This is a genomic window from Limnothrix sp. FACHB-1083 (assembly GCF_014696485.1).
Lineage (GTDB): Bacteria > Cyanobacteriota > Cyanobacteriia > CACIAM-69d > CACIAM-69d > CACIAM-69d.
The window spans coordinates 129,946-156,682 of the sequence record NZ_JACJQD010000005.1; the positions used below are offsets into that span (position 1 = coordinate 129,946).

At 57.7% G+C, this 26,737-nt stretch carries 19 protein-coding genes; 10 read left to right on the forward strand and 9 right to left on the reverse strand.

Features of this window, described 5'->3' with window-relative positions:
* Window positions 1-300 precede the first annotated feature (300 nt).
* A complete protein-coding gene (locus H6F46_RS08400; protein ID WP_190354535.1) occupies window positions 301-1,068 on the forward strand; it encodes an ABC transporter permease in 768 nt (255 codons plus the stop codon).
* A 77-nt stretch (window positions 1,069-1,145) separates the two neighbouring features.
* Entirely contained in the window at window positions 1,146-2,135 is a 990-nt protein-coding gene (locus H6F46_RS08405; protein WP_190354458.1) for a M48 family metallopeptidase, read from the forward strand.
* Between the two features lie 283 nt (window positions 2,136-2,418).
* On the opposite strand, the gene H6F46_RS08410 is transcribed toward H6F46_RS08405, so the two are convergent.
* Both H6F46_RS08410 and H6F46_RS08415 read right to left on the reverse strand, forming a co-directional pair.
* Window positions 2,419-2,811: an AbrB family transcriptional regulator gene (locus H6F46_RS08410; RefSeq protein ID WP_099534465.1), complete on the reverse strand. Its 393-nt coding sequence runs from the start codon at window positions 2,809-2,811 to the stop codon at window positions 2,419-2,421.
* Between the two features lie 507 nt (window positions 2,812-3,318).
* Window positions 3,319-3,657 (reverse strand): hypothetical protein, encoded by a 339-nt coding sequence (locus H6F46_RS08415; protein WP_190354457.1) that lies wholly within the window; start codon window positions 3,655-3,657, stop codon window positions 3,319-3,321.
* 139 nt (window positions 3,658-3,796) lie between these two features.
* On the opposite strand from H6F46_RS08415, the gene H6F46_RS08420 reads away from it, so the two are divergent.
* A complete protein-coding gene (locus H6F46_RS08420) occupies window positions 3,797-4,984 on the forward strand; it encodes a 2Fe-2S iron-sulfur cluster-binding protein (RefSeq protein WP_347278297.1) in 1,188 nt (395 codons plus the stop codon).
* Between the two features lie 47 nt (window positions 4,985-5,031).
* Here the strand turns inward: H6F46_RS08420 and H6F46_RS08425 are convergent, their stop codons facing one another.
* Together H6F46_RS08425 and H6F46_RS08430 are read right to left on the reverse strand one after the other, a co-directional pair.
* On the reverse strand, window positions 5,032-6,594 hold the full coding sequence (locus tag H6F46_RS08425) for a GTP-binding protein (RefSeq protein WP_242027853.1): 1,563 nt from the start codon (window positions 6,592-6,594) through the stop codon (window positions 5,032-5,034).
* A 51-nt stretch (window positions 6,595-6,645) separates the two neighbouring features.
* The gene (locus H6F46_RS08430; protein ID WP_190354455.1) at window positions 6,646-7,551 is read right to left on the reverse strand and encodes a DNA adenine methylase; all 906 of its coding nucleotides are present in this window, start codon (window positions 7,549-7,551) and stop codon (window positions 6,646-6,648) included.
* A 314-nt stretch (window positions 7,552-7,865) separates the two neighbouring features.
* Between H6F46_RS08430 and leuC the strand changes: the two genes are divergently transcribed.
* The 3 genes from leuC to H6F46_RS08445 all read left to right on the forward strand — a co-directional run bounded on the left by leuC (window position 7,866) and on the right by H6F46_RS08445 (window position 14,125).
* Window positions 7,866-9,275, forward strand: coding sequence for a 3-isopropylmalate dehydratase large subunit (leuC, locus tag H6F46_RS08435; protein WP_190354453.1), 1,410 nt, complete (start codon window positions 7,866-7,868; stop codon window positions 9,273-9,275).
* A 127-nt stretch (window positions 9,276-9,402) separates the two neighbouring features.
* Window positions 9,403-10,206, forward strand: a complete 804-nt coding sequence (locus H6F46_RS08440) for a DUF561 domain-containing protein (protein WP_190354451.1) — start codon at window positions 9,403-9,405, stop codon at window positions 10,204-10,206.
* A 352-nt stretch (window positions 10,207-10,558) separates the two neighbouring features.
* Entirely contained in the window at window positions 10,559-14,125 is a 3,567-nt protein-coding gene (locus H6F46_RS08445; protein ID WP_190354449.1) for an exodeoxyribonuclease V subunit beta, read from the forward strand.
* Window positions 14,126-14,129: 4 nt separating this feature from the next.
* Here the strand turns inward: H6F46_RS08445 and H6F46_RS08450 are convergent, their stop codons facing one another.
* Window positions 14,130-16,094, reverse strand: a complete 1,965-nt coding sequence (locus tag H6F46_RS08450) for a diguanylate cyclase domain-containing protein (RefSeq protein ID WP_370567112.1) — start codon at window positions 16,092-16,094, stop codon at window positions 14,130-14,132.
* A 459-nt stretch (window positions 16,095-16,553) separates the two neighbouring features.
* Here H6F46_RS08450 and H6F46_RS08455 point away from each other — a divergent pair, with 459 nt between their 5' ends.
* Both H6F46_RS08455 and H6F46_RS08460 read left to right on the forward strand, forming a co-directional pair.
* On the forward strand, window positions 16,554-17,234 hold the full coding sequence (locus H6F46_RS08455) for a CsgG/HfaB family protein (RefSeq protein ID WP_158234356.1): 681 nt from the start codon (window positions 16,554-16,556) through the stop codon (window positions 17,232-17,234).
* A gap of 221 nt (window positions 17,235-17,455) precedes the next feature.
* On the forward strand, window positions 17,456-18,997 hold the full coding sequence (locus H6F46_RS08460) for a glycosyltransferase family 61 protein (RefSeq protein ID WP_190354446.1): 1,542 nt from the start codon (window positions 17,456-17,458) through the stop codon (window positions 18,995-18,997).
* Between the two features lie 240 nt (window positions 18,998-19,237).
* Here H6F46_RS08460 and H6F46_RS08465 read toward each other — a convergent pair whose 3' ends face one another.
* Together H6F46_RS08465 and H6F46_RS08470 are read right to left on the reverse strand one after the other, a co-directional pair.
* Window positions 19,238-19,390 (reverse strand): chlorophyll a/b-binding protein, encoded by a 153-nt coding sequence (locus tag H6F46_RS08465; protein ID WP_099532288.1) that lies wholly within the window; start codon window positions 19,388-19,390, stop codon window positions 19,238-19,240.
* Between the two features lie 168 nt (window positions 19,391-19,558).
* Complete coding sequence (locus H6F46_RS08470) at window positions 19,559-20,569, reverse strand: carbohydrate kinase (RefSeq protein ID WP_099532289.1); 1,011 nt, start codon at window positions 20,567-20,569, stop codon at window positions 19,559-19,561.
* A gap of 426 nt (window positions 20,570-20,995) precedes the next feature.
* Here H6F46_RS08470 and H6F46_RS08475 point away from each other — a divergent pair, with 426 nt between their 5' ends.
* Entirely contained in the window at window positions 20,996-22,090 is a 1,095-nt protein-coding gene (locus H6F46_RS08475) for a DUF3153 domain-containing protein (RefSeq protein ID WP_190354445.1), read from the forward strand.
* 214 nt (window positions 22,091-22,304) lie between these two features.
* Entirely contained in the window at window positions 22,305-24,428 is a 2,124-nt protein-coding gene (locus tag H6F46_RS08480; protein ID WP_190354443.1) for a TIGR00300 family protein, read from the forward strand.
* 79 nt (window positions 24,429-24,507) lie between these two features.
* Here H6F46_RS08480 and H6F46_RS08485 read toward each other — a convergent pair whose 3' ends face one another.
* Both H6F46_RS08485 and H6F46_RS08490 read right to left on the reverse strand, forming a co-directional pair.
* Window positions 24,508-25,830, reverse strand: a complete 1,323-nt coding sequence (locus H6F46_RS08485; protein WP_190354441.1) for an O-antigen ligase — start codon at window positions 25,828-25,830, stop codon at window positions 24,508-24,510.
* A 16-nt stretch (window positions 25,831-25,846) separates the two neighbouring features.
* Window positions 25,847-26,695, reverse strand: a complete 849-nt coding sequence (locus tag H6F46_RS08490; protein WP_190354439.1) for a hypothetical protein — start codon at window positions 26,693-26,695, stop codon at window positions 25,847-25,849.
* Between the last annotated feature and the right edge of the window lie 42 nt (window positions 26,696-26,737).

The window sequence follows — 26,737 nt, forward strand, 5'->3', positions numbered from 1 at the left end:
AGAGGGCTGAATTCAGCATCAACAATGTTTTGGAATGTTTTGGAAACTCCAAGTCATACCCTAAACTACCAAAACATTCGCACCATCATAGTTTTGCTGGCTGGTTCGGGCGGGCTTGGATTCAGCCCCGATGCATGATTGCAGGGCTTTCTCCTGGCGCGATCGAGGGCAATGGCTCACTCAAAATCATGACTTCAAAGGCTCCACCGAATTTTTAGAATGATTTTTAAGATGATCAGAAAGATGATCAGATCTCCCAAAACCTTACTCTCTCCAGTGACTCCGACTGCGCTTCGGTTAATGGGTCGGCAGGCGCTGGCGATCGCCCGGCGGATTTTGCAGGAGTTGTGGCGACGCAAGCGCAGTTTGGTGTTTTGGTCGCTGTTTCCGGCGCTGGTGTTGGTGTTGAATGGGTTGATTTTGGCGGAGCGGGCCCAACTGCCGATCGCGGCGGCCTTTGAGCGAGCGGCTCCGGTTTCCTGGGTGGGGGCGGCCCTGTTTTTTAGCTGTCTGGGCGGCACGGTGGCAACCCTGGTGGGCGAGCGAGAGTCGGGCACGTTTCGGCGGCTGGGCCTGTCGCCCCTGGGTGGCATGGCTTATTTTTTGGGAATTAGCCTCGCTCACGGGGCGATCGCCCTCGGCCAGGCGGTCATTGTGGGGATCATTGCCACCGCCGTGGGGGCCCAGTTCCAGGGGGCCTGGTGGTTGGGCGGGGCGATCGGGTTGCTGAGTGTGTTGGCCTATGTGGGGGTGGGCTTTGTGCTGGGGGGACAATTTGCCCGGCGCACGGAGGATGTGAATGCGTTGGTGGCGGCCTTGGGCGTGCCCCTGCTGATTTTGGGCGGCAGCTTTGTGCCCGCCTGGCTGTTTCCACCCCTGTTGCAACAGTTGGCCCGTTTTGACCCGATTTACCACATGAATGAAGCCCTGTTGCGGGTGGCTAGCGAGGGAGCCACGGCCGCTGACATTGCCTGGCATCTGTGGGTGTTGGGCGGGGTGGCGATCGGGGGCTTGGGTCTGAGCGCGGTGACCTATCAACAACTGTTACGGCGCGATCGTTGCCTTTAGGACGCTCCATCCTGGGGAACGCGCTACGCTGAACTTGCAGTCGTTTTGGCCCTTTCCGAGGGGCCTTGCTCCCAACCATGCCTAGCTATCCCGGAATTTCCAGCGAAGCCTTTCGTCATCCGCTCGATCGCGAAGCCGAGCAAGCCCTGCGAAGCCTGCCGGGATTTGACTTGGTGGCACGCAAATTTCTAGAAGTGGCGGTCGATCGGCCCCAATATCTCTACCACATGGGCAACAGCGTCCAAGTGGGGCCCCGTCAATACGCCAGCCTGCATCAGCTCCTGCGGGAATGTCTGCGAGACCTCGATGTGTTCCCGGAGCCGGCCCTGTTCGTCAGCCAAAGCTATCAGGTCAACGCCTTCACCATTGGTCAAGAACAGCCCACCTTGGTGCTCACCACTGCCCTGCTGGAATTGCTGAATGAAGCCGAATTGCGCGTGGTGTTGGCCCACGAATTGGGACATTTGAAATGTGGCCACAGCACCCTCACCCAAATGGCCATTTGGACGCTGTATGCGGCTTCCATGGTGGGGCAAATGACCATGGGCTTAAGCAACATGCTGATTAGCAACGCATTGGTCATGGCGTTTTATGAATGGAAGCGCAAGGCCGAACTGTCGGCCGATCGAGCCGCCCTGATTGCCACCGATGATCTCGACACCGTATTGATGACCATGGTGAAAGTGGCCGGCGGCAGTCCCAAACATTTGCAAGAACTGAGCCTTGCGGAATTCAAAAAGCAAGCCCGCGACTACCAATCCCTAGACGCGGATGCCATGAATCAGGCTTATAAATTCTTTCTTTACAACAACTTGCCCCAGGGCATGTACAGCAGCCATCCCTTCCCTGTGGAGCGAGCCAGCTATCTCCAAGATTGGGCCACTTCGGCGGAATATCAAGCCATTCGGCGCGGGGACTACCAACGGGATGTGGCTCAAGGGGCCGTGAATGTGACGGCGAATGCAACCACCACGGCGCGATCGACCGGCAACACCGAAGCCGATCGCCTGCGCCAACAAATTGAAGACCTGCAACGGGAACTCGATCGCCTGCGCCCAGCGCGATAGAAGTTGCTAGAAACTCGCAAAAATCCACGCGAGTAAGCACAAGTCGCCAATCGCAAAGTACAAGCCGAAAGGCAACAAGTGCAAACCCAAAAACACAAACCAATCAGGGCAGATTGAAAGGGCAGATCAATGAGAGTAGATCAGTAAGAGCAGATCAGTCCCTTCAAGACGCACCCCCAAAAAACCAGAAAAACAAGGGGCTTAAGCCCCTTGTCTCAGGAATGAGAACAGAGAGCTTAAGCCCCTTGTCTACCCCCATTGGTGCTAGGGGCTATTTTGCAAGTTATTCTTCGCCCTTGCCGTCCACTTGCACCAGGCGAATGTGCTTGTAGCCCAGCTTGATCTCAAACTCATCGCCCGGCTTCAGACCCATGCTTTGGGTATAGGTCGAACCGATCACGATTTGGCCATTTTGATGCACCGTCACGCGATAGGTCGGTTCGCGACCCCGACCATCCTTGGCACTTTCCGGATCAATCCGCGTGCCCTTTGCTTCCAACAATGCATCATAAAACTCAGCCAAGTTCACCTGGACTTGGCCGCTTTTGGTCTCTTTGTAGTAGCCGCAGCGCTTTGCCTTTTCGCGACGGGGCAGATTCGAGAGTTCCTTCAGTTTTTGCAGTAGGGCTTTACCCTTCAGCGGTGTGGGTTGTTGAGCAGTTGCGGAATCACTCATTGCTGTCAAACATTCAGTTCAGTTAAAAAAGCCTAGCTCGGCTGAAGCGGGGTTCCTCAGATGCAATTGCCCTTTAACCCAAGAACACCGCCGACTTAGCCTAGCGCGTCCCCTAGTCGAGGCCAATTGTTCCGAACTTCCCCAATTCAGACATCACCTCCTCAGAGACTCTTCGACTCATTGGAGGGTGATCAAACCCCGATCGATCTTGGCTGGATCGATTGTCCGATTCGACTGGATTGGCCCCCTCAAAAATCAGGGATTTGCCAGAATCTGGCAAAATCCAGCGGTAATTCTACAAACGATCAAACCGCACAATCTTGCATCGAAGGATGGTCAGTGAGGATGTCTCTCTCGATCGGAATCAGGTTTTACCGGTGTTGATCATGCTCTGACAGGCAGCCTAAATTTAGACCGGCCAATGCCAATCATGGCTGAAGCCTAGGATTTACCCATAAAAATTGATCGCCTAGAGACTAAGCACGGAGATAAATTTTTGAGGCAGCTTTAGATGCGCTCCTGGGCAGAATCCAGAAAAACACCGGAATCGAGATTGACTACATTAAGACTATAGCCCCAAGCGGCAGAAATTTGAATCGGACTGCTCAAAATTTTTAGATTAAAAAAAGCTCTTGCCTCCCTATAGATTGATCTATCCCCCAGGGTGGGTTCGATTGCTTTGATCAGTTCGGGATGACGGCCTTTGCCGCTAAGGCTAAAGCGGGGCTGGTCAAAAGCAAAGACAAGGGGAGCGGACGCATCCCACAAAAATAGAAAATGTATCCTCTTCAGGGAAGAAGCACTGCAAATTGGGTGTTTTCGGATGATTTTTACGGAAGGGGGCAAGGCGATCGGACGATGGCCGCGGGGTGCTCAAACCCTCCTCAAAAAACATTGCAGATTGTGTGATGGGGGAGCGGGTCTCCCAGCAATTTGCGACTAGACTAGTATCAAATCCCTGCCGTATTTGCCGAATCGACCAGCCGTGCAAGTCACTTTCCAAATCATGCGTCGGGAACCCGGATCGTCTCCTCGGGTTCAGTCCTATCGCCTGGACAATGTTTTACCCGGAAATACGATTCTGGATTGCCTGAATCGTATCAAGTGGGAGCAAGATGGCAGTCTTGGCTTTCGCAAAAATTGTCGAAATACGATTTGCGGAAGTTGTGCCATGCAGATTAATGGCCGATCGCGCCTGGCCTGTAAAGAAAATGTTTCGGAAATGTTGACCCGGGCGATCGGGACGGATGAGCATGGCGAGCCGGTGATCACCGTGGCTCCGATGGGCAATTTACCGGTGATTCGAGATTTGGTGGTGGATTTGCAACCGTTTTGGGCCCGGTTGGAATCAATTCACCCATCGGTGAGCCGGGCGGAGCAGTTGGCGGCGGCGGAAACGGTGGCGGCCCAGGAGCGATCGCCCCAGCCAAATCAGCCAGTCTCAACAGATCGGGTCAATCAGGCAAGCCAGGCAAGTCCAACGGATCAATCTACGGATCAACTTCTAGATCAACCTCTAGATCAGCCTCCAGATCAACCGTTGCGGGAAACGCGCCAAACGCCGGATCAGCGGGCCTTGTTGGAGCAGGCGGGCAACTGCATCGCTTGCGGGGCTTGCTATTCGGAGTGCAACGCGGTGATGGTGAATCCGCAGTTTGCGGGGCCCCAAGCCCTGGCGAAGGCGCAACGGTTGGTGGACGATACGCGCGATCGGGCAACGGCGGAACGCTTAAGCCAGTTGGGTGAGGATGGCAGCGGCGTTTGGGGTTGCACGCGCTGTTTTGCTTGCAATGAAGTTTGCCCGATGGAGGTGAACCCGCTCGATCGCATCTCGCGCATTAAGTCGGTGCTGTTGGCGCAGGCGGCAACGGCGGGCGAGGCGATCGAACGACCTTTGCGCCACCGCCAAACGCTGGTGCAGATGGTGCGTGAGGGAGGGTGGATTGATGAGCGTCAGTTTGCCATTCGGGTCATTGGCAATTCGGGACGTGATTGGCGGGGGCTGGCCAGTTTGGCTCCGGTGGGCTGGCGGATGGTGGCTCGGGGCAAAATGCCGCTCACGTTTGAAAAATCCGAGGGCACTGACCAAGTGCGGGGTCTGATTGATGCGGTGCGGGCGGTGGAAGCGGTCCAAGGCACGGCCCAACCACCCCTGCCCGATCGGGAACCCTAGGGGATCGCGAATTCGGGGAATCCTGTTGTTGAGGTTGAAAGTCGCCCCTACCGAGAACCAAAGGGATCGGGAACCGCTGGCCGGCCCAGCTTGGCCCACAGTTCCGCCTCAATGCGTTTGACGATCGACTGTTCATCCAAGGTGGCTAACACCCGCCCGATTGCGGCCCTTGGCCCATCGGGGCCCCAGGAGGCATCGTTGGCTAGGTAGGTTTTGGTTGCTTGGCCGATCGCGTAGGAAGAAACTCCGGCGATCGCGGCTTGGGTGGCGGCGATCGACAGATAGGGCACGGTGGTGATCCCGCCGGTGGCGACGGTGGATAGGCCCAGAAATCCCTTGAGGGCGCTGAGGCCCAACCGGGCGATCCATTCTCCGGCACTGAGGCCGCCTAGCCCGATCGCGATGGTTTTCATCAGGGCGATCGCGCCCCGTTGACCCATGGGAATTCCGTAGAGCCGCGAGAGGGCCAAAATGGTGGCCAGGTCGATCGCCGCGCCCCCCACCAAGTCCAACACCACCACGGGATTCACCGCCACGGCGATCGCTTTGGCAATCGTGCCATTCCAAATCAGGCGATCGGCAGAACGATCCCGCAGGGCCAGCTTGCGCGACAGGATCCGATCGCCCGCCGCTTGGGCATAAAGCAAAGAATTCAGGGCCACCAATGCTTTGCCCTCCCTTGCCAATACCTCCAAAATTTTCAGCTTCAGGCTTTCCACCTGGGGCGCACCCCGTTGCAAATCCGCCGCGATCGTCCCGTCGGGCCGCTGCACCACCTGGGCCACCAGGGGAGCCGCCGCCACCATCACAATCTCATCGGGCGACAGCAGCTCCCGCACCCGATCGTCCCGAATCTTTTCGTAAATGGCCTGTCGATCAGCCTCGGGAAACTGATCAATCTTGTTCAACACCAGCAGGATCGGCTTACCCGCTTCCCGCAACTGAGACAGGGCCTCGCATTCCACTTGGGTCATGTCCCCGGCCACCACAAACAGGATCAGATCTGACGCTTGCCCCACCTCCCGCGCCAGAGCCGCCCGCGCCGCCCCATTCACTTCATCAATGCCCGGCGTGTCCACCAGTTCCACTTGGCCCAAGCTGGACGGCACTGTCCAATGAATGCTCCGGCTGGATTGGGTTACGCCGTGGGTGGGGCCCGTTTCAAAGACCGATCGCCCCAACAGGGCATTAAGCAAAGAAGACTTGCCGCGACTGACGGCCCCAAACACGGCAATTTGAACCCGCTGATCCTCCAGCTTGTCCAGCATTTGCGCCAAACCCTCCAGATCTGGCTCCAGACCCGATCGCTCCCGGGGGGTCAAGTCCAACCGCTCCATCAGTGATCGCAGGGCCGATCGGGCTTGGCGATAGGCCAACTCCGCATCCAAATCCGCCAAGGACTCGATCGCCGCATCCAATTCCCGATCGACCGTATCCCACTCGTCTAGGCGATTGCTACTCTCAGAATCATCACCCTCAAAATCATCACCCTCAAAATCATCATCCTCAAAATCGCCGCGATCCAAGCCACTCCCATCAACATCGGTGGGTCGATCCATCGGCCCTTCCATTGACTCAGAAAATTCAGGATTTGGCGGAATGGCAGCCATGGGCGATCGGGAATAACCATTAAGAATAAAAATTGATCTAAACCACACTCGTCAGAATTGGATCAGACCTTTTTTGGCGATTAATAATTCCTGACCGGCCTTCGATTGCCTGCCTTGGGTGTTGGTCATGCTGTAGGGCTTTGTCCAGGGTAAACAATCCGCCCAATCGGCCGGATAGAGATCCTGAATTGCTTCACAATTATCGATCGTCATCAGCCAATTGTGGGGACAATCGCGCAGGGCTGCCGCCAATTGTTGATGATTAAACCCCTTGTGCAAATCGCCCGATCGCCCATAAAGCCGCGATTGTTCTGCGGAAAAATAGGGCGGATCGAGAAAAATAAACACATCTTCACCGGGCGCATGAATTAGCGTCTGATAGTCACCGAGGGTCAAGCGCACCCCCGCCAACCGACCTTGCAAATTTTCCAGCCGTTGAATGCTGGACTCCGTGAATCGACCGCAATAGGCCGCCGCCGTCATGCCGCCGGATTCCGTGAGGCCGCTGGCGGTGCTGCGATTCAAAATAAAAAATCGCGCCGCATTATGGAGCCGATCGCCCGGTAAGTTCGCCAACTTTTGTTGATAGCGATCGCGAAATTCCACCCATTGATCGCACTTGCGCCGCTCGCCGTCGTAATCATCTCGCAGCGATCGCACCAACCGGGCCAGGGCGATCGCATCGGTCTGCACCTGCTGCCAAAAATCCATCAACAACGGATTCGCATCATTGGCCCAAAACTGTTGCGCCACCTGCGACCCAATCGCATGGAGCAACACACTGCCGCCCCCCAAAAACGGCTCCCGATATTCCTTCGCCGATCGAAAATATTGCGTAAAAATCGGCAGATCTTTTTGTTTCCCCCCCGGATATCGCAGGGGCGATCGCCAATCACGCAACTGCTCCGATCGATTTTGATCGGCGACCACAGGGCGATCGGGTGAATCAGGAGTCATCGTTTTCATGGAATGCTGAAGGGCCAACGGCCATACGCCCCTGCGAATGTTGATGGGTCTGATTCGTGACTATATCTGTGACTGTATTCATGACCATGATCGCCTCCAAGTCAATCAACGGGCGATCGTCAGCGACACGATAGAATAAGACCTCTGAATCGGCCCGGCAAGTTGCCCGCCGATGACCCGTTTACCCCATCGGACTGACGCACCCCCGCACTGTCGGAGCAAGGGGCTTAAGCCCCTTGTCTGAGTAGATCACCGCGCTAGTCCTAAATCTGAGAGATACACCCACCACAGAGCGATCGCCCGTCATGAGCCAAGGAACCCTCTTCGACAAAGTTTGGGATTTGCACACCGTCGCCACATTGCCTTCGGGCCAAACCCAACTGTTCGTTGGCCTACACCTGATCCACGAAGTGACCAGCCCCCAAGCCTTTGCCATGTTGCGCGAGCGGGGTCTCAAAGTGCCGTTTCCCCAACGCACCGTGGCCACCGTTGATCACATTGTCCCCACCCAACTGCAACAACGCCAGCGCCCCTTCATCGATTCCTTGGCGGAAGACATGATCGTCGCCCTTGAGCAAAGCTGCCAAGAATTCGGCATTCGGTTCTATAACATCGGCTCCGGCAAGCAAGGCATCGTCCACGTGATTGCCCCCGAACAGGGCTTGACCCAACCGGGCATGACGATCGCCTGTGGCGACAGCCACACCTCCACCCACGGCGCATTCGGGGCCATTTCCTTTGGGATCGGCACCAGCCAAGTGCGCGACGTGCTGGCTTCCCAAACCCTGGCCATGACCAAGCCGAAGGTGCGCCGCGTGGAAGTGAACGGCGACCTGCGCCCCGGAGTCTACGCCAAGGACGTGGTGCTGCACATCATCCGCAAGCTGGGCGTGAAAGGCGGCGTGGGCTATGCCTACGAATACGCGGGTACAACCTTTGAAGCGATGAGCATGGAAGAACGGATGACCGTTTGCAACATGAGCATCGAAGGCGGTGCGCGTTGCGGCTACGTCAACCCCGACCCAATCACGTTTGATTATTTGCAAGGGCGCGAGTTTGCCCCCAAGGGAGCCGATTGGGATGCGGCGGTGGCTTGGTGGACGAGCGTTCGCAGCGATGCGGATGCCCAATACGATGATGTGGTGGTGTTCGATGCGGCGGACATTGAACCGACCGTCACTTGGGGGATCACGCCCGGTCAGGGCATCGGCGTGACGGAAACGATTCCGACCGTGGAAGAACTGGACGAGGGCGATCGCTCGATCGCCAAGGAAGCCTACGACTACATGCAGCTCGCCCCAGGCCAGGCGATCGCCGGAACCAAGGTGGATGTCTGCTTCATCGGCAGTTGCACCAACGGCCGGATCAGCGACCTGCGGGAAGCCGCCAAGGTGGCCCAAGGTCGCCAAGTGGTTGAAGGGATCACCGCCTTTGTCGTGCCCGGTTCCGAGTCGGTGAAGCAAGCGGCCGAAGCGGAAGGCCTGCACGAAATCTTCAAGGCGGCCGGGTTTGAGTGGCGGGAAGCCGGTTGCTCCATGTGTTTGGCCATGAACCCCGACAAGTTGCAGGGCAGCCAAATCAGCGCCTCTTCCTCGAACCGCAACTTCAAGGGCCGTCAGGGTTCCGCCAGCGGTCGCACCTTGCTGATGAGTCCGGCGATGGTGGCGGCGGCGGCCGTGACCGGTTCTGTCACCGACGTGCGCGAATTGCTATAACGACGCGCAAGGTTTGTTCTTTATTCGCTGAAGTTACGGGTTAGGGCAGGTTTCAAACCTGCCCCTACCGCCGGCCGTGCTTGATACAATTGCGGACATCTGCAAATCACGCTAATCAGGTGAACCTATGAGTGCAATGTCCCAACTGCAATCCGCCCTCGATCGCGGCCAAGCGTTGAAGGCGATCGCTGGTTTGAACAATTTCGACGGCGATCGGGTCGAAGCGATCGTCAAGGCAGCCGAGCTGGGCGGTGCAACCTTCGTGGACATTGCCGCCGACCCCGCCTTGGTGCAACGGATTAAGGCGATCACCAGCTTGCCCGTCTGTGTGTCTGCCGTGGAACCCGCCAAGTTTGTGGACTGCGTGGCGGCCGGCGCTGACCTGATTGAAATCGGGAACTTCGATAGCTTCTATGCCCAAGGCATTCGCTTTGAAGCCGCTGAAGTGCTGGCCATGACCCAAGAAACCCGCCGCCTGCTGCCCAATGTGCTGCTGTCGGTGACGGTTCCCCATATCTTGGCCCTGGATGAGCAAGTGGCCCTGGCGGAAGCCCTGGTGGCCGCTGGCGCAGACATCATCCAAACCGAAGGCGGCACCAGCAGCCAACCCGTTCACGCCGGTAGCTTGGGCTTGATTGAAAAGGCGGCTCCCACCCTGGCCGCTGCCTACGAAATCAGCCGCGCGGTGTCCGTGCCGGTGCTTTGCGCGTCGGGCATTTCGGCGGTGACGGCTCCCTTGGCGATCGCGGCGGGTGCTGCGGGCGTGGGCGTGGGTTCGGCCATTAACAAGCTGGACAGCGAAATCGCCATGGTGGCCGCTGTGCGCTCGATCGTTGAGTCGTTGTCGGGCACTGGCACAGCTTTGGGCACTAAGAACCTGCAAGCCGCCTCAGGCACTGGCACTGGAACAGCTTTGGACACCGAGAACTAGCGCCTCAGAGTCCCGATCGCTGCCAAGTTTGGTGGGCGATCGGGATTTAGCCTGGGGCGTGTCGTCAAATCGCCTGAAACCCTGATTCCATCGTTGGCAGATCGTGGGGGACAAGGGGCTTAAGCCCCTTGTTACGACGGCTGGGATATGGAAAATCAATCGTTTCCGCCTGATCCTAGGAAATGGCGACAGGCCCTAAGCTCAGCCAGTAACCTCACGGATGGCTGATTTTCCCAAACCTCAAAAATGAGCACAGAAGCCGCCTCGCAAGGGTGGCTTTTTTGGTCTTGTTTTTCTGATTTGATAGGATCAATCGCGATCATCCACCCATTCAGCAACGGCGGGATCATTGATGCTCACTCCTGATCAGCGGCGGGCCGCGGAAGCACCCCAGAGTGTGGCAGTGTTGGCAGGGGCCGGCACGGGCAAAACCCACATGCTGGCTGCACGCTACCTGCACCATGTGACGGCATTTGGCTTCTCCCCGATCGAGATTGTGGCGGTCACCTTCACCCGCAAAGCGGCGGAGGAGTTGCGATCGCGCATTCGGCAGGATTTACAACAGCTTTTGGCCACCGAAGCCGCAGCGCTGGCCAGTGGCCATCCATCAGCCCTGACCCAACTCTACGATCGCTGGCCAGGCTGTGACCTATTGGCCGATTTGGAAGCGGCGGCGGTGAACACTTTCCATGCCGTGGCGGGACAGATTTGCCGAGAACAGGCACACCATTTGGAATTAGCGCCCAACTTCACGATTCAAGAGGCTTGGGAAACGAGTCTTTGGCAAAAGGAACAGTTAGATTTGGCGTTGGATGAGCTGCCGGAATCGCATTATGCGGCTGTGCCCTATTCCACGTTGCGCCCCATTTTGGAAGGATTATTAGCCGATCGCTATACGGCGGAACAGGCCTTGCAGCGCGATCGCACCGATTGGGAAACACAGGTCAAAATTTGGCGACAAGCAGCGCTCGATCGGCTGGTGAATGCTCCCAGTTGGCAATCGGCACAACAGTTTTTATCCCAATGGGCTGGGAGGCCCGGAGACGGAGCCGAGGGCAATCGGCAGCGAATTTTGGAGTTAATGGATGCGATCGCCCAAGATCGCGATTCCGATCAATGGGCCACTTGGGCAAAGGCGATTGATTTTAATAAAGGACGAGGCAGCAAGAAAAATTGGGATTCTGGGGAGCTTTTAGAATCCGTCAAAGCAGCAATGAAGGCTGTGAGAGGTCAAATTAACCAGGCCTTGAAAGAAGGAGCCATTCTTTGCAAATTAGGAGAAGTTGACGATCGCTTTGAGGAAAAACTGAAAACCATTCGTCAAGTCTATGTTTGGGTACGTTCTCGTTTGGAAGTGGCGAAAAAGCAAGCCCGGATCATGGACTTTAGCGATCTGGAATGGTATGCCCTCAAGGCGTTGGAAATGCCGGAAGTTCAAGCCTACTATCGTCAGCGATGGCAAGCATTTTTGGTGGATGAATTTCAAGATACAAATCCAGTCCAAAGCGCCTTGCTCGATCGCCTGCAACACGATCGGGCAAAGGTGACGATCGTTGGCGACAGCAAGCAATCAATCTATCGATTTCGCCGGGCAGAAGTGGGGCTATTTCAAGATTGGTGCGATCGCCTGGCTCGGTCTGCCGAGGGCGATCGGGTCAGTTTGTCCCAGAGCTTCCGCACCCATCGAGATTTGGTGGCCGCGGGGAATGCGCTTTGTGAGCCGTTGTTGAACGAGTTGCACCAACCCTTACGGGGCGATCGGGCAGAACCACCCCTCGATCGCCCCGTGACCCTGTTGGCGGTGGCGGCCACCAGCAAAGCGCAGAAGGTTGCAATCCGGCGGGTGGCCGAGGCCCAGGCGATCGGCCAACGATTGCGCGATTGGGTCGATCGGGGATTGCTGATTTTTGACAAGGCCTTGGGAACCCCTCGCCCGCTGGAATTTCGCGACATTGCAATTTTGGGGCGCACCCATCGGCAACTGAGCATCATTGCCCAAACCCTAACGGCGGCGGGGTTGCCGGTGAATCTCTGCTCCGGCGACTTGCTGGATACCCGTGAGGCGAAGGATGGAACCGCTTTGCTCCGGTTTTTGGCAGATCCGCAAGATAGCGTGGCCCTAGTTACGATTTTGCGTAGTCCTTGGTTTGCGGTCAGCGATCGGGCCCTGTTCGCGGTCAGTCGCCAGTTTCCAGCGCCGGAACCCGCCACCCCTGACGGATCCCCCGCGCCGCGCCGATCGCCGAATTGGTGGGCCGCTCTGCAAGAGTTGCTCACCGATTCCGCGACTTTCAATCAGTTAGACGCGGGCGATCAACAGGCCCTGAAACGGGCGGTGGAGCAGTTGCGGCGCTGGCGGGGCGATCGGCGGCGGGAACTACCCTCCCAGTTGCTGCACCGGGCCGATCGAGCCACGGGCTACAGTGCCACAATCGCTAACTTACCGGACGGGGCCCGCCGCCTGCGGGATTGGCGCGACTTTGCCGACTGGATCGCCCAATTGGAGGAAGGGGTGGGCGACACCTTTGGCGTGGTGCGGCGGTTGCGACGCATTGAAACCGTGCGACGGCTGAATTCTGGTGACCTCAAAACCCTTTTTGCCCGATCGCCCCTGGAAGCCGGTAACGCCATTGACCTGATGACCATCCATGCGTCCAAGGGATTGGAATGGCCGGTGGTGGTGTTGCCGGATCTGAATCCCCAGCGAGATTTCCAACAGTCAACTTCTTGGCGAATGAGCGCGGACTGGGGATTCGTGTTCCAGTGGCGTGACCAACCCCAGGAAAATCCACAAATTCCAGCCCTGTGGCACTTGCTGGCAGCGGCCGATCGGGAAGCGGAGCAGGCGGAAACCCGCCGATTACTCTACGTTGCCTTGACTCGGGCCCGCGATCGGTTGCTCCTGAGCGCCAATTTGCCTTGGCATGAAGAAAAGGCTGAAAAATCGGACAAATCCGAAACTAGCGAGGACGAAACAGGCGATCGCTTCCGTCCTTGGGATTGGGTGCAAGGGGTGGCCCAGGCCCAAGGCTGGCCGATCGACTGTGTGATGATCCCCGCAGACTCGCCGGATTTTCCCGATCGACCCGATCCAACCGATCGGCCCGATCCAACCGATCAGCCCAATCCAACCAATCAAGCCAATTCCCAAAACCCCCAAGACCCAACCGCGCCGGGCGATCGCCCCCCAACTGCCCCCCGCCCACTTCCCGGCGACGGTCAGCCCCTTTGGGGTTGGGTGTCCTCCGGCTTGGATGAATTACCCGTGGTGGCGCTCAGTGAATATGCACGCTGTCCCCGGCGGTTTGCTTGGCGCATTGTGGATGATCGCCCCCCCAGCGGTGACGGCCCCGCCCGATCACGCCGGATTGGCACGTTGGTTCACCGGGCGATCGAACGGCGCATTCAAAATGTCGCTACCCTGGCGGCCCAGGATCCCGGATTGGATCTCGAAGCGGTTAGCGAAGCCCTGACCCTCGCCGATCGATTTTGGCAGGATCCCGCCTTGGTTCCCCTGAGCCACGATCCCCAAGCTCAGCAGGAAGTGCCGATCGGGTTTGATTTGGCGCTGCCTCACGGCCAAACCCTGCGGCTGAATGGGGTGGCCGACTGGGTGGGAACCGCCGGAGTTTTGGACTTCAAGACCGATCGCGATCGCGTGCCCAGCGAACACCGACTGCAACTGTGGGCCTATGCCCATGCCTTGGGGGCCGATCGGGCCGCCCTGGTCTACTTGCGCCATCCCGATCGCCCGATCGAATGGTTCACTCAACCCCAACTGCAACCGCTGCAAACCCAAGCGATCGAGATTGCCCAACGAATTCGGGCAGGACAATTTGACCCCACGCCGGGCCCCGCCTGTCAGTTTTGCCCTTACCACGACACCTGTGATGCGGCTCCACGGGACATTTCAACCTAGGCCATTACCAGGAACTGGGGCGATCGCGCGGCATATCCCCCGCCAAGGAAGACGGTTGCCGGATTGCCTCATAGGGCAGCGCCACAATTCGATCGCGCCCCTGCTGTTTGGCTTCGTATAGGGAGCGATCGGCCCCAGCAATCAGATCAGAAACTTCATCTCCCGACTGGGGAATATGGCTCATGATCCCAATGCTTAAAGTCACGTGGCTACTCACCTGGGAACCCCTGTGGGGAATCGCCAACTGATGAATTTGGCCGCGAATTTGATGTGCTAATTGCACCGCTTCCGCTAGGGTCGTGTTGGGTAGCAAAATTGCAAATTCTTCGCCCCCGTAGCGTGCCGCCAAATCACTACTTCGGCGGGCATGTTCCCGAAGAACTTGAGCGATCGCCACCAAGCATTGATCGCCCATTAAGTGGCCATAGGTATCATTATATTTTTTAAAATAATCCGCATCACAGAGCATTAAAGAGAGGGGTTGGGTCGATCGCAAACATCGATTCCACTCCGATTGCAGCACTTCATCAAAATGCCGACGATTGGCAATTTGCGTTAGTCCATCGATGCGAGCTTGGTGAGCCAATTGTAATTCTAATCGCTTGCGATCGGTAATATCCATCACCAAAAAACCAACACGATAGGGCTGATGATCCATATCAAAAATCGGAAAATAGGACACTAGCCAAGTGTTATCAATTCGAGATTGAGCAGAAATCTGGGCATTAATTTCCTGATTCAAAATCGAATCACCCGTGGTGAAAACTGCTTGAAACAGTGGCTCCAAACTCGATCGCAACCCAGGAACCACATCCCAAATCAAGCGCCCCAAATGCCCCGACTCCGGTAAGCCATTAATCTTCGCCAATACCTGATTCACCCGCACATAGCGATAGTGATGATCAATAATTCCCATGCCCCAAGGCGCTGCCGAAAAAAACGCATCCAGTTGCGCCTCGCTCAACCGTAAGTCAGCGGTGCGCTCTTCAATCCTAATTTCCAACGTTTCCAGCATTTGCACCAAATCTGACCGAATCGCTTGGCGCTCTTGAACCGTTGCTGACAAAATTAGCCCCGTAATCGAAAGAATTCCGATAAATGATTGCAGCAAAATAATTGATTCATTGGGCGTGCGATCGGAGAAGGATCCTGTTCCTTGGGAAGTGGCGATAATTGCTGCCAAGGAAATGATCGCCACTCCCAATGCTGAAATCAGTTCTCCTAAGCGAAAAACACTCCAAATCAAAATTGCAAAGAGAACGTAAGCCAAAGGATAGCCATAAAAAAAATCAATCCAAACAATGGCTGCGGTGAAAACCACAATGGCACTGCTTTCAAAAGTCCAGCGCATTGCTCGGTGCAACCCCGCAAAAATCTGTCGCCACCCCAATTCCTTGAGAAGCAAAATGGGAGGAGTAAAGATTAAGTGAGCCAACGTGCTTGCTAGCCACCAGGACAACCAACAAACTCCATAGTCTTTCCAAGTAATCGTGCCAATCCAATAGGAAATGGTGATGCCCATGGTGGCAGACACGAAGGGTCCGGCGGCCGCTGCAATGACGAAAAAGGATGCGGACTGCACTCGACCAGAGGCGCGATCGAGCGTGGCTTTCTTCTGAAAAATCCATGTGCTGATCAAGGGCTGAAAGCAGTTAGCCAGGGTGCAAACTAAGTTAAAAAGAACAAAGCTAGCGAAAGAAAATTGCCAATCAAAAAATAATGGAACCAAGCCAAACATCGATCCACAAATGATGCCAGGCAGAGCCTTGAATCGGTAATAGTAAAAAATAGCGAAGGTAAATCCTGAAGGTAGCCAAACCGAAGCAACCTTACCCGGCAAAGAGATGAATTCTAAGCTAACGGTTGCCAAGAGGGAGTAAACAACGGCGATCGCCAGGTTAGAACCAATAATCTTCAGGGAGTCTTGTCCAGAGAGATGCTGACGATCAGAATCAATCTCGTTGAGAATTCGCTGCCAAAATTTTCTCATCGTTTCATGGGTCTCTTGATGTTTATATACATGCCAATGCATATAACAGACTTGCAATGTTTTAAGTTTACAACTTTTGTTCTATGGATTCATGATCATAAATCCATAAAGTCTAACAAGAAGATTGTTTTTTTGATCAAATAGATCTCTCCATGAATTTGATTCAAAAATCTGATCTAATGAACACAATCTTCAGGGCCTTGAAAATGCGCGATCGCTTAGCGTTGACCCACTTTGGGAAAAACACTAAAGAAATGACAAGCCTTCAGGATTTCACCTATTTTTACCCATTGTCGATCCCAAGATCACCAGCCTAAGATAGGCGTTGCGTTTACACAGCATCCAACGCTGCATTCTGGTTAACGAATTAACGAAATGTTGGCCGAATGCCGATGGATTGTTCACGGGAGTCCTCGATCGAGCGACAAGGACATTTTTATGAAATCAACGATTGGACTGGGTTTTGCGAAAACATTGGTTGTCACCCTGCTGACAACGGGGGTCGCACTGCCGGCGGTGGCGTTGCCGGTGGCCACGGCCCACAGTGCGACTGCCGCCCAGACAGACAAGCAAACCCAAAAGAAGCGCATTGTGGTGCTGGATTTTTATTACGGCAACACGGGCGACACGGGCTATTGGTCGAGCTACCGGGGCGGCGCTGCGGGCACGGGGGTGAGCGAGTTGGTGACCAATGCGCTGGTGGAAGGGGGTAAATATCGCGTGGCCGATCGCAGCCAAGTGGCGCGCACGGACGGAGAAGTGAGCACGGCGCGGGCGGTGGAAATTGGCAAGGCCAATGGGGTGGATGCGGTGATCATTGGCACGGTCACGCAGTTCACGGTGGAAAGTCGGCGGGCCAGCGGGGGCGCTTTTGGCATTGGGGGCAACTCGGAAGAGACGATCGCCCGGGTGAAGTTGTCGGCCCGCATTGTGGACACGGCCACGGGTGATATTTTGGGCACGGCGCGGGGGGAAGCGGAGGCCAGTTCCCGCAGCGGTGGCGGCTCGGTGTTTGGTGTTGGTGGCAGCAGCAGCAGCGCCGATGGCAATGCCCTGTTAAGCAAGGCGGTTGAAGAGGCCGTTGGTAAACTGGCAACGGATATTCAAGCGAAGTTTTAAGCGGCTTGGGCGAATTGGGCGAATCTCTTGTGCTGGTGCTGACCGATGCTCCTGACTCAGGATCCAAACCGATCGCCCTGTTCCATAGCTCTTAGCCCACGACTCTTAGGGGGCCTGAAAAGCCAAAACTGCCACCTTGCGGGTCTCAGCGATCGACGAAGACAAGGGGCTTAAGCCCCTTGCCCCCACGACTAGATGCTTTTCAGACATCCTCTTAATCCATGGCGAAATCGTCGTTTCGATCGCGCCGATCGGGGTTTGCTTCTCGCCTGCCGCCGGTCTCGCCCCCTGCTCCGCCGCCCGAATCTGCCCCACCGGCTCCTGTCCCGGTGCAGGAACCTGTTACGGCCCTCGCGCCGCTTGCCACTCCCTGGCAACTGACTTGGGGCCATGACTTGGCGCGATCGGGCGATTGGGACGGCGCGGCGATCGCCTATGGTCAAGCCTTGGCAGCCTACCCGGGAGATGGGTTAGCGGCCTTGGCATTGGCACGGGTGGAGCTACGGCGCGATCGGCCCGCTGCGGCCTGGGCCGCTTTGGAACCCCTGTTGCCCCAATGGCCCACCGCCGGGCTCCTGCTGCTCACGGCCAGCCAGGCCCAGGCGGCCCAAGGAGAACTAGCCATAGCGGAAGATTTGGCATTGCGGGCCTGGTTGGCGGATCCCGATCGCCCGGAAGCTCGCCGTTGGTTAGCCCAGCTCGATCGCTTAGCCCATTCTCCCTTTCAGCTCATCGATAGCTGGCGGGGACGACTGGCCGACCATTGGCTTTGGGCCCTGGCCGATCGATTGGGCCATCAAGAGCAGCTCACTCGCCTGGAAACCGCGACTCCCTTAGACGATCGCCCCTTTGCGGCCCAGGTGGACAACGGTTCCCTCTGGCATTGGCGGGGCATGGTGGGGGTGTTTGATGCCCAGCAACGGCTAATTTTGGAGCTATCCGACGGGGCCTTGCCCCGTTGGCTGCAAATGCAACCGCCCAGACCGATGCCAACTGTGCAAGTGGCGGGCCGGGTGGCGGTGGTGGCCAGCGGCGCGGGGGATGCGATCGACCGTTGGTTTCAGGAACTGTTGCCCCGGCTGCAGGTTTTGCAAAGCTTGGAATCAGAGGGGGGAGCCTTTTGGGAACCCTTCGCAGCGATTGTGGTCGATCGCTTGGCCCATCCTTGGCAGCGGGAAACCCTCGATCGCCTGGGCATTCCCCCCGATCGACTGCTGGAACTCGATCAACACCTGCAAATCCAAGCCGACAGTCTCATTGTGCCGCGCCGCTTCAACGGCCCTTCCAGCTATGGGGTGGCCGCTCTACGGGCCTTGGGAGCAGACTCGGATCGATCGACCCTGGTTGGGTTTCGGCAAACTGCGACCAACTGCCGTCGTTGGGTACTTTCGGCCAGTGATGGGCGCGATCGCCCTTGGTTAAACGGCCCCGCCGTGGCCCAAGACTTGGCCCGTTGGGGGTTCAGCTTGCTGGATCCAGCCGCCTGCTCGTTGGCAGATTTAATCGGGATCTTTCAAACGGCCGAGGCGATCGTCTCCCCCAGTCATCCGGCCCTGGCACTGTTGCCCCTTTGCCCGCCGGACACGATCATTCTGGAAGTTGGCTCCCGTACCTATCAACCCTTGGCGCAACTGGCAGGACTGCAAGGGCGATCAATCCCTGCGGAACCCGCACCCCCAGGCAACACCAGCCCAGTGCTTTGGGTGCGATCGGCTGAAGTGCGTGCCGTACTAGCCCGTTGTTTGCGAGGCCTGCGGGTTTAGCACCGCAATTTTCAGGCTAATACTCAGGAGGAGCGCCGCAATATTCATCAAAAACACCCACCCAAAATTCATCAACACAGGTCAAATTTGAGCAAAACTAATCCAAAAGACCCATCCGAAAAATATCCATAAAAAAATGGGAGCCGTTTAAAACTCCCACTCACCTGACTTTAGAGACCTTAGAGACTAGAGAGACTGGTATCCGAATCACGACAGTCGCTATCTGCCTTCGTGCTGCCGCTAGCGCAGTCCCCAAAAGTGCATGACCCCTTGTCGGGAAAGCAATTCTGTGATCATGGCCGCGAGGATGCCAAGCATTGCCAAGCGGCCATTCCAGACTTCGGCGGTGGCGGTGAAGCCCCACGGATGGGCTGTGCGACTGTTGGTTTTCATCGACCAACTCCTATTTGTAAAATAATGTAACAAATACTTGTTGATCGTGCAACTTTGTTTCTCAAGGGCTTGCCAAATCGGCGGGAGTTGGCATTCTTTAGCGGTTGATTAGTTCCATGGATCAGCCCCGTTAATCCGCCCTGACAATCGCGGTGCTCATGGTGGTGTTCATGGTTGCCCCTGCGATCGCAAGAGATCCTCAATGGCCGATCGCAGAGGCAAGGCATCGATCGCCCCCGGGTTGGTGGTGGTCAGGGCCCCGGCCGCGCTGGCAAAGGCCACGACCGATCGGGCAACGGCCGGATCGGCCATGGCCGCCAGCCCCCGTTCCAACAGTTGCGTCACAAACCCTGCCGTGAAGGCATCGCCCGCCCCGGTGGTGTCCACCACTGGCACATTGAAAGCGGGCATCACTCCCCCATGGCCACTGATCCAGTAATGACAACCGCGCTCCCCGTCCGTGACCAGCACGGCTTCTAGGTGATCCAGCTTGTCCGCGATCGCCATGGGATCGTGGGTATGGAACAGCCAATCGGCCTCCTCCCGCGCCAACTTCAGAAAATCCACCCGCTCCAGCAACGGCATGATCGATCCCGGTGCAATACCTGGGTCGGGCCAAAAGACCGATCGCCAGTTCACATCCAACACAATTTTGAGATAGTGCTCATCGGCCAAGTCCAAGGCCCGGCGGATGGCGGCGCTGCTGTCGGGATAGGCCAAGGCCAAAGTGCCCAACACCAAGCAATCGGCCGCTTGGAACTGCCGCGCCAACAGCAAGGAAGCTTGCAGCCGAGTATCAGCAAATTCTCGGGTGTCGTGGCCAATGTATCCACCGCTGCGAAAGGCGGCAAACTGTCGATCGCCCCGATCGTCCCGCAAGACGCAAACTTCACGGGTGGGGGCCGTGGGATGACGTTGCACCCCCTCCAAATTCACCCCCAAACTTTGCAGTTCCCCCAGCAGGCGATCGGCCGACTGCTCACTGCCCACACAGCCCACAAACCCAGCCGACACCCCCAACCGGCTGAGGGCACAAGCCACATTGGCCGGCGCACCACCGGGGTAGGTTGTCCAAGACTCCACCGCTTCGATTGATCGGCCGGGTTGATCAGCCAGACAGTCCCAAAGCAATTCACCCACGCAAAGGACTTGCGGGGAGGAGACGCGCGCAGTCGTCATGATCTCTCCTCGGTTAAGCTGGATTCGATCGGCCTTGGCCGATCTATCTAGTTATTTGGACTAGTTATTGGACGGTTGATTGCTTAGACGGTTACTCGTGGTTATTCAGCCGTAGATCACCGTCCCATGGTGCTCCCGCCAGTCACGAAGGCAATTCAGCAAAATTCAGCAAATTTGATTTCAATTCAGCCAATTCAATTCAGCCAATTCAATTCAGCGGATGTTGCCACTCCCATCGGCAATCGGCAGGGTCTTCCGAAGACCGAGGGTTTTTAGCCCAGTTCAATGGGGTCTGTCCTCTGAATCCAGCATAACAAGCCACTTCTAGGCTGCTTGTGACAAAAAATGAATCTCTGTTAACGAGTGCATCCCTCTGTTAAAAGCAGTTGATTTAAAAACAGTTGATTAACCCTTGCCCAGGCCTTCATGAGGATCATGCCGCAGCGATCGCCGCTCTCAACCCCAGCCCCCACCGTTCATCCTCGCCCCGCTGGGCTAACGGAAACCGGGAGGCGGTCAAACATTGGGCAACGTCGAGGGCGATCGAGGGGGGCGTGGGGGTTGCGCCCGTTGCGGGTGTTGTTGTTGGTGGTTTGGCTGGTGCTGCTGGGTGGTTGTGTGGATTTGGATACGGAGGTGCGGTTTCCGGATGCCAACCATGGCGCATTGGTGCAAAGGGTGCGGCTGAGTGAAGGGTGGCAGGTGTGGGGCGAGGCCACGGCCAAGGCTTGGCTCGATCGCTGGGCCGCCCAAGCCAGGACGATCGGGGGTCAAGTGTTGGAGCAAAGCGATCGAACCCTGACGATCGCCATTCCCTTCCAGAACGGGCAAGATTTACAATCCACCTTTCAGACATTCAGCCAAACCCTGGGAATCGTCGATCGAGAAGCGGCGAAGTCGGGCGATCGCTCCGACCACCAGACCACCGCCGCCCAAACGAGATCCATTGCCAGGGGGGGCGATCGGCTGGCCGATCAAACGCCAAAGGTGAATGGGGATTCGTTGCCGGATCCGGCTTTGCTCGATCCCTTGGCCTTTCCCAGCCAGTTCCAATTGCAACAGCAAAATTGGTTGGTCGCCGTCCGAAACCAACTTCGCTACGAGGTGGACTTGCGATCGCTGGCGGCCCTGGGCGGCGAGCAGTTGGCCCTGGTGGACACGAGCCGGCTCTTGCGTTGGCAATTTGGCTTGCGCGTGCCCCATTGGGGCCAAAGCACTATCCAACGGCCTCACCCGGAACCCGACTTGAACCCCCAAGCAGGACAACCGAACCCGATCCAGCCCAACCGCCCCAGCCCCCAACGGCAACAGGGCCGCTGGGTTTGGACTTTGGAACCGGGCACGGTCACCACGATCGAAGCGGTGTTTTGGGTTCCCAGTTGGGTGGGCATTGGCGGCCTGATGATTGGGTTGTTGGGGGCGATCGGGTGGTGGCGTTGGCGACCGATCCCGATCAGTTCTCCCCCAGAGACGGAACCCGCCGAAACCCCCAACCCAACCGATTCCACCCCTGCCCACTGAGCCGTTTCCGTGCCCATCGGCACCCGATCGCCCCAGCCTCGGCCCTGAAAATGACTCTGAAAACTGTCGCCTGTGAACCTTGCGGAACGGGGGCATTTTTTAGAATAACCTCCACAGAACCCGCGCCCCAATCACTCCCTGATTCAAGCTTGGATCGGGGTTTAGACCACGGCTTGTTTGCTCAACCTCGGCCTACACACAACCTGACACTGTTATGACCGCCCAGCTTCGCATTCTGATGTGCTCGCCTGACCACTACGACGTGGATTATGTGATTAATCCCTGGATGGAGGGCAATGTCCACAAGTCCTCGCGCGATCGGGCAGTGGAGCAGTGGCAAAAACTCTACAAAGTGCTCAAGGCTCGGGCGATCGTCGATTTGGTGGAACCGGCCAAAGGTTGGCCCGACATGGTGTTCACCGCCAACGCCGGCCTGGTGCTGGGAGACAAGGCCGTTCTCAGTCGCTTCTATCACAAGGAACGGCAGGGTGAAGAACCCTACTTCAAAGCCTGGTTTGAGCAAAACGGCTTCACGGTTTACGAACTGCCCAAAGATTTGCCCTTTGAAGGGGCCGGCGATGCCCTGTTCGATCGCGAAGGGCGTTGGCTCTGGGCGGGCTATGGCTTCCGCTCCGAATTGGACTCGCATCCCTACCTGGCCCAATGGCTGGATATTGAGGTGCTGTCCCTGCACTTGGTTGATGAGCGGTTCTATCACCTGGATACCTGCTTCTGTCCCCTTGAAGGCGGCTACTTGCTCTACTATCCCGGTGCATTCGATGCCTACTCCAACCAACTGATTGAGCGACGGGTTCCGGCGGCCAAGCGGATCGCGATCGAGGAAGCCGACGCGGTGAATTTTGCCTGCAACTCCGTGAACCTGGGCCAAGTGGTGGTCATGAACAAGGCCAGCAACAGCCTGAAATCCGCCCTGGCGCGGGCCGGGTTTGAGGTGGTGGAAACGCCCCTCACGGAATTCCTGAAAGCGGGTGGCGCGGCCAAGTGCCTGACCCTGCGGGTGAATGAGCCGGTGATGGAAGATCGCCATGCGGTGGCCGGCGTTGAAACCCGTGTGATCCAAATGCAAGGGCACTTGCTGGACTCGGGGCTAATTAACCGCGCCCTGGACTTGATTGTGGAAGGGGGCGGCAGCTTCCAAGTGTTGGACTTCCGGTTGGGTGAGCAGCGCCAAAGCACCTCCGCCGCTCGGATCAAGGTTTCCGCACCATCCCATGAGGTGATGGAAGAATTGATGGCTCAGTTGATCGATCTGGGGGCCGTGGCTCCAGACGATCGCGCCGAGCGGGATGCCCAGTTGGAACCCATTGAGCTGCCCGGCGTGGCTCCCGATGACTTTTACGTCACCACCATTTACCCCACGGAAGTGCGGATCCAAGGCCGGTGGGTGCGTCTGCAAAACCAACGCATGGACGGGGCGATCGCGATCGCGGGTCTGAACGAAGGGCAACCGGTGGCTCGCTGCAAACTGCTGCGGGATCTGGAGTTGGGTGAGTATGTGGTGACCGGCATTGACGGGATCCGCACGGTGCGCAAGGCCGAAGCCCGGGGCGATCGCACGGCCCGCGAGTCCCAGGAATTTACCTTCATGGGATCCGGCGTTTCCAGCGAGCGCCGCGTGGAGCTGGTGGTGGAACAAATTGCTTGGGAACTGCGCCAGGTGCGGGAGCGGCGCGGCAAAACCGTTGTGGTTGCGGGGCCGGTAGTAATCCACACGGGCGGCGGTGAGCACCTTTCGCGGTTGATTCGCGAAGGCTATGTCCATGCCTTGTTGGGCGGCAACGCGATCGCCGTTCACGACATGGAACAGGCCTTGATGGGCACTTCCTTGGGGGTGGACATGAAGCAAGGAATCGCCGTGCGCGGCGGCCACCGCCACCACCTGAAGACGATCAACACCATTCGCCGTTGCGGCAACATTGCCAAGGCCGTGGAACAGGGCGTGTTGACCAACGGGATCATGTATGAGTGCGTCAAACAGGATGTGCCCTTTGTGCTGGCGGGATCAATCCGCGATGATGGCCCCTTGCCGGATACGGTGACGGACATGGTGGAAGCCCAGCAGGCCTACGCCCAACTGCTGGAAGGGGCAGACACCATCATCATGCTGTCTTCCATGCTCCACTCGATCGGGGTGGGCAACATGACCCCAGCAGGTGTGAAGCTGGTTTGCGTGGACATCAACCCGGCGGTGGTGACGAAACTGGCCGATCGCGGCTCCCTGGAGTCCGTGGGCGTGGTGACCGATGTGGGTCTGTTCCTGAGCCTGCTGATGCGGCAGTTGGATAAGCTGGAAAGCCCCTACGAACTGGCAGTTTAGGCGTTAGGCGAGCTGGGCTTCGGGCCATCCGCTTTGGCAACCGATCCCAGCCCCTGTCAGTCCACGGCTTGCTCAAGGCCTAGGCCTTGAGCAAGCCGCGCATTCCCGCTAACAACACCCAGCCCAATAGATTCACCCGCAAATCAAACAGGGTGACATCCAAGAGATGGTAAGCGGCGAGATTGGCGAATCCCAAGCCCCAAGCGGCCAAACGGGTTTGGGAGTCCCGATCGCCCCAACGACCGATCGCCCGGGTGAACTGGGCCATGATCCAGCCACAGAGGCAAATCAGCCCCAAAGCCGCTGGCCAGCCCGTTTCCATGGCCAACATCAGGGCCAAGTTGTGGGGATGGCCCAGCCAATCGCCCGTGGCCTGTTGATACAGTCCTGTGAAGTTTCCCAGCCCCCAACCCGTCCAGGGCCGTTGGGCTGCCAAATTCCAAGCAAAGTCCCACTGACTCCGGCGCAGGGTCGCTTCGGGGCGATCGGGATAAAGGGCATCATTCAGCCGGCCCCAAATGGCCTTCGGGACGATCGCCCTCAGGGGCCCGGCGGCCGGTTCCGGGCCAAAGGCCGCCCCCAGCGCCAAGGCGATCGCCCCGCCCGCCAGGGCCAACAACCAAAACCAACCAACGTATAGTCCCGTAGCCAACAGGTCGATCGCGGCCAGGGCCCAACCACTGCGAGAGTCCGTCAGCCCGATCGCCCCCAGCAGCAACAGCACTGATAATCCATTGCCCAGGGTCACCCCCCAACCGAGGGCGGCATGGGTCGATCGGTGGGTTTGCGCTTGTCGCTGCCGTTCCCGATCCATCACCAACAACCCCAAGGCCAGCACCAGCGCTACCCCAAAGTAGCTGGCGGTCACGTTGGCATATTCAAACGCCGAAGACAGTCGCCCTGGCGGATTGCCGCCCGCGGCCAAAATCCAGTCAATCACCGGCACGATGCGCACCGGGCCGCGCCATCCCCCAAACAGTTGCCCCAACCCCAACCCCACGGCGGGCAGGCAACCCCACACGATCGCCTGAGCTAAGGGCCGCAGGTGCGATCGATGGGTGATCAGTTGGCTGAAGGCCCCAAAGGCCCAAAAAAACGGTAAGAAATTCGCCAGCCCCAACGCCGCCCGCTCCAAGTTGGGCGAACCGGGCAAGGACAACAACATCACCAGGCCGATCGCCCCCCAGGCCCAAACCAGCCGATCGCGCCGAATTGCATTCCAGCGTTGCCAATAGGTGGCAATGATCCCCAGCCCGATCGCCACCGCTCCCAAGGCCGGACTCAGGGGCAAAACCAACAGCCCCCACCAAAGCCCCGCCCAAGGCCCCAACAGGGCCGGGTCAATCACAATCGAGCGCGTGGGCCACAGCCAAACCCGCCCCAGCGCGGCCAACTTCCCCATGGCCTAGGCTCGCTCCCTAGGCAAATCCGTAGGCGATCGCGTCATCGCCGCGTGTCATCCGAATTTGGGCCAGGGCAAACACCGCTGGCACAATCCGCCCGTAGTTGGTGGCGATCGTTCGCCAACCCAAATCCGCAAAAAACCAGCCCCACATCAGGGGCCCCATCACCGCCAACACCGTTTGCGCAGCACCATAGCGAGCGGCCGTCATCATCATTCCCCGTTGGGCCATCTTGGCCGCCACTTGGGTTTCCAGGGCCGCCGCCGCGCCGCCGGAAGCCGCGATCGCCACCTGGGCCGACTGATATCGCACCATGTGGGTTACAAACTGCTGGGCAATTTGCCGCAACACCAGGGGCCGCACCACCGCATCCAGGGCGATCGCGCTGCCCCCTTCCAACAGCAGCCGCACCGGATCGCGCCGCAGGGTTGCGGGAATGGCATCCACACCGGGAATCGTGGCGATCGACCGTTGCAAGTCCTTGGTCAGGGCAGCCCGTTGGCGCTTGGGCAATCGCTTCCAGGCTCGATCGAGCAAATGCAGAAAAATTTCCGCCTCCAACTCCGTTGCCGTCCAGGTTTCACCGTAGGGCAATCGCAAATGTTGGCAAACCCTGACCAACACATCGCGGTAGGTCACCTCATGGAACCGCCCCCGCAACACCGTTAGCCCATCGGCGGCCAAGTAGCGAAATCGGCGGTCGATCGCGTCTAACCAAGCTTCCCGATCGCGGCTCTGCACCGACAGGGGATCGGGCGTAGCAACGTAGTCCAAGGGGTTAAACTTCCGCGCGAACAGCATCTCCGTCAGTTCGCGCAACTCGTCATTAGTTGCTAATTCCAATGCTGCTCGCAGTTCGTCCACAGCCCCAACTCCGCATCATTTCCAGCGTGATTGCCAGCGTTT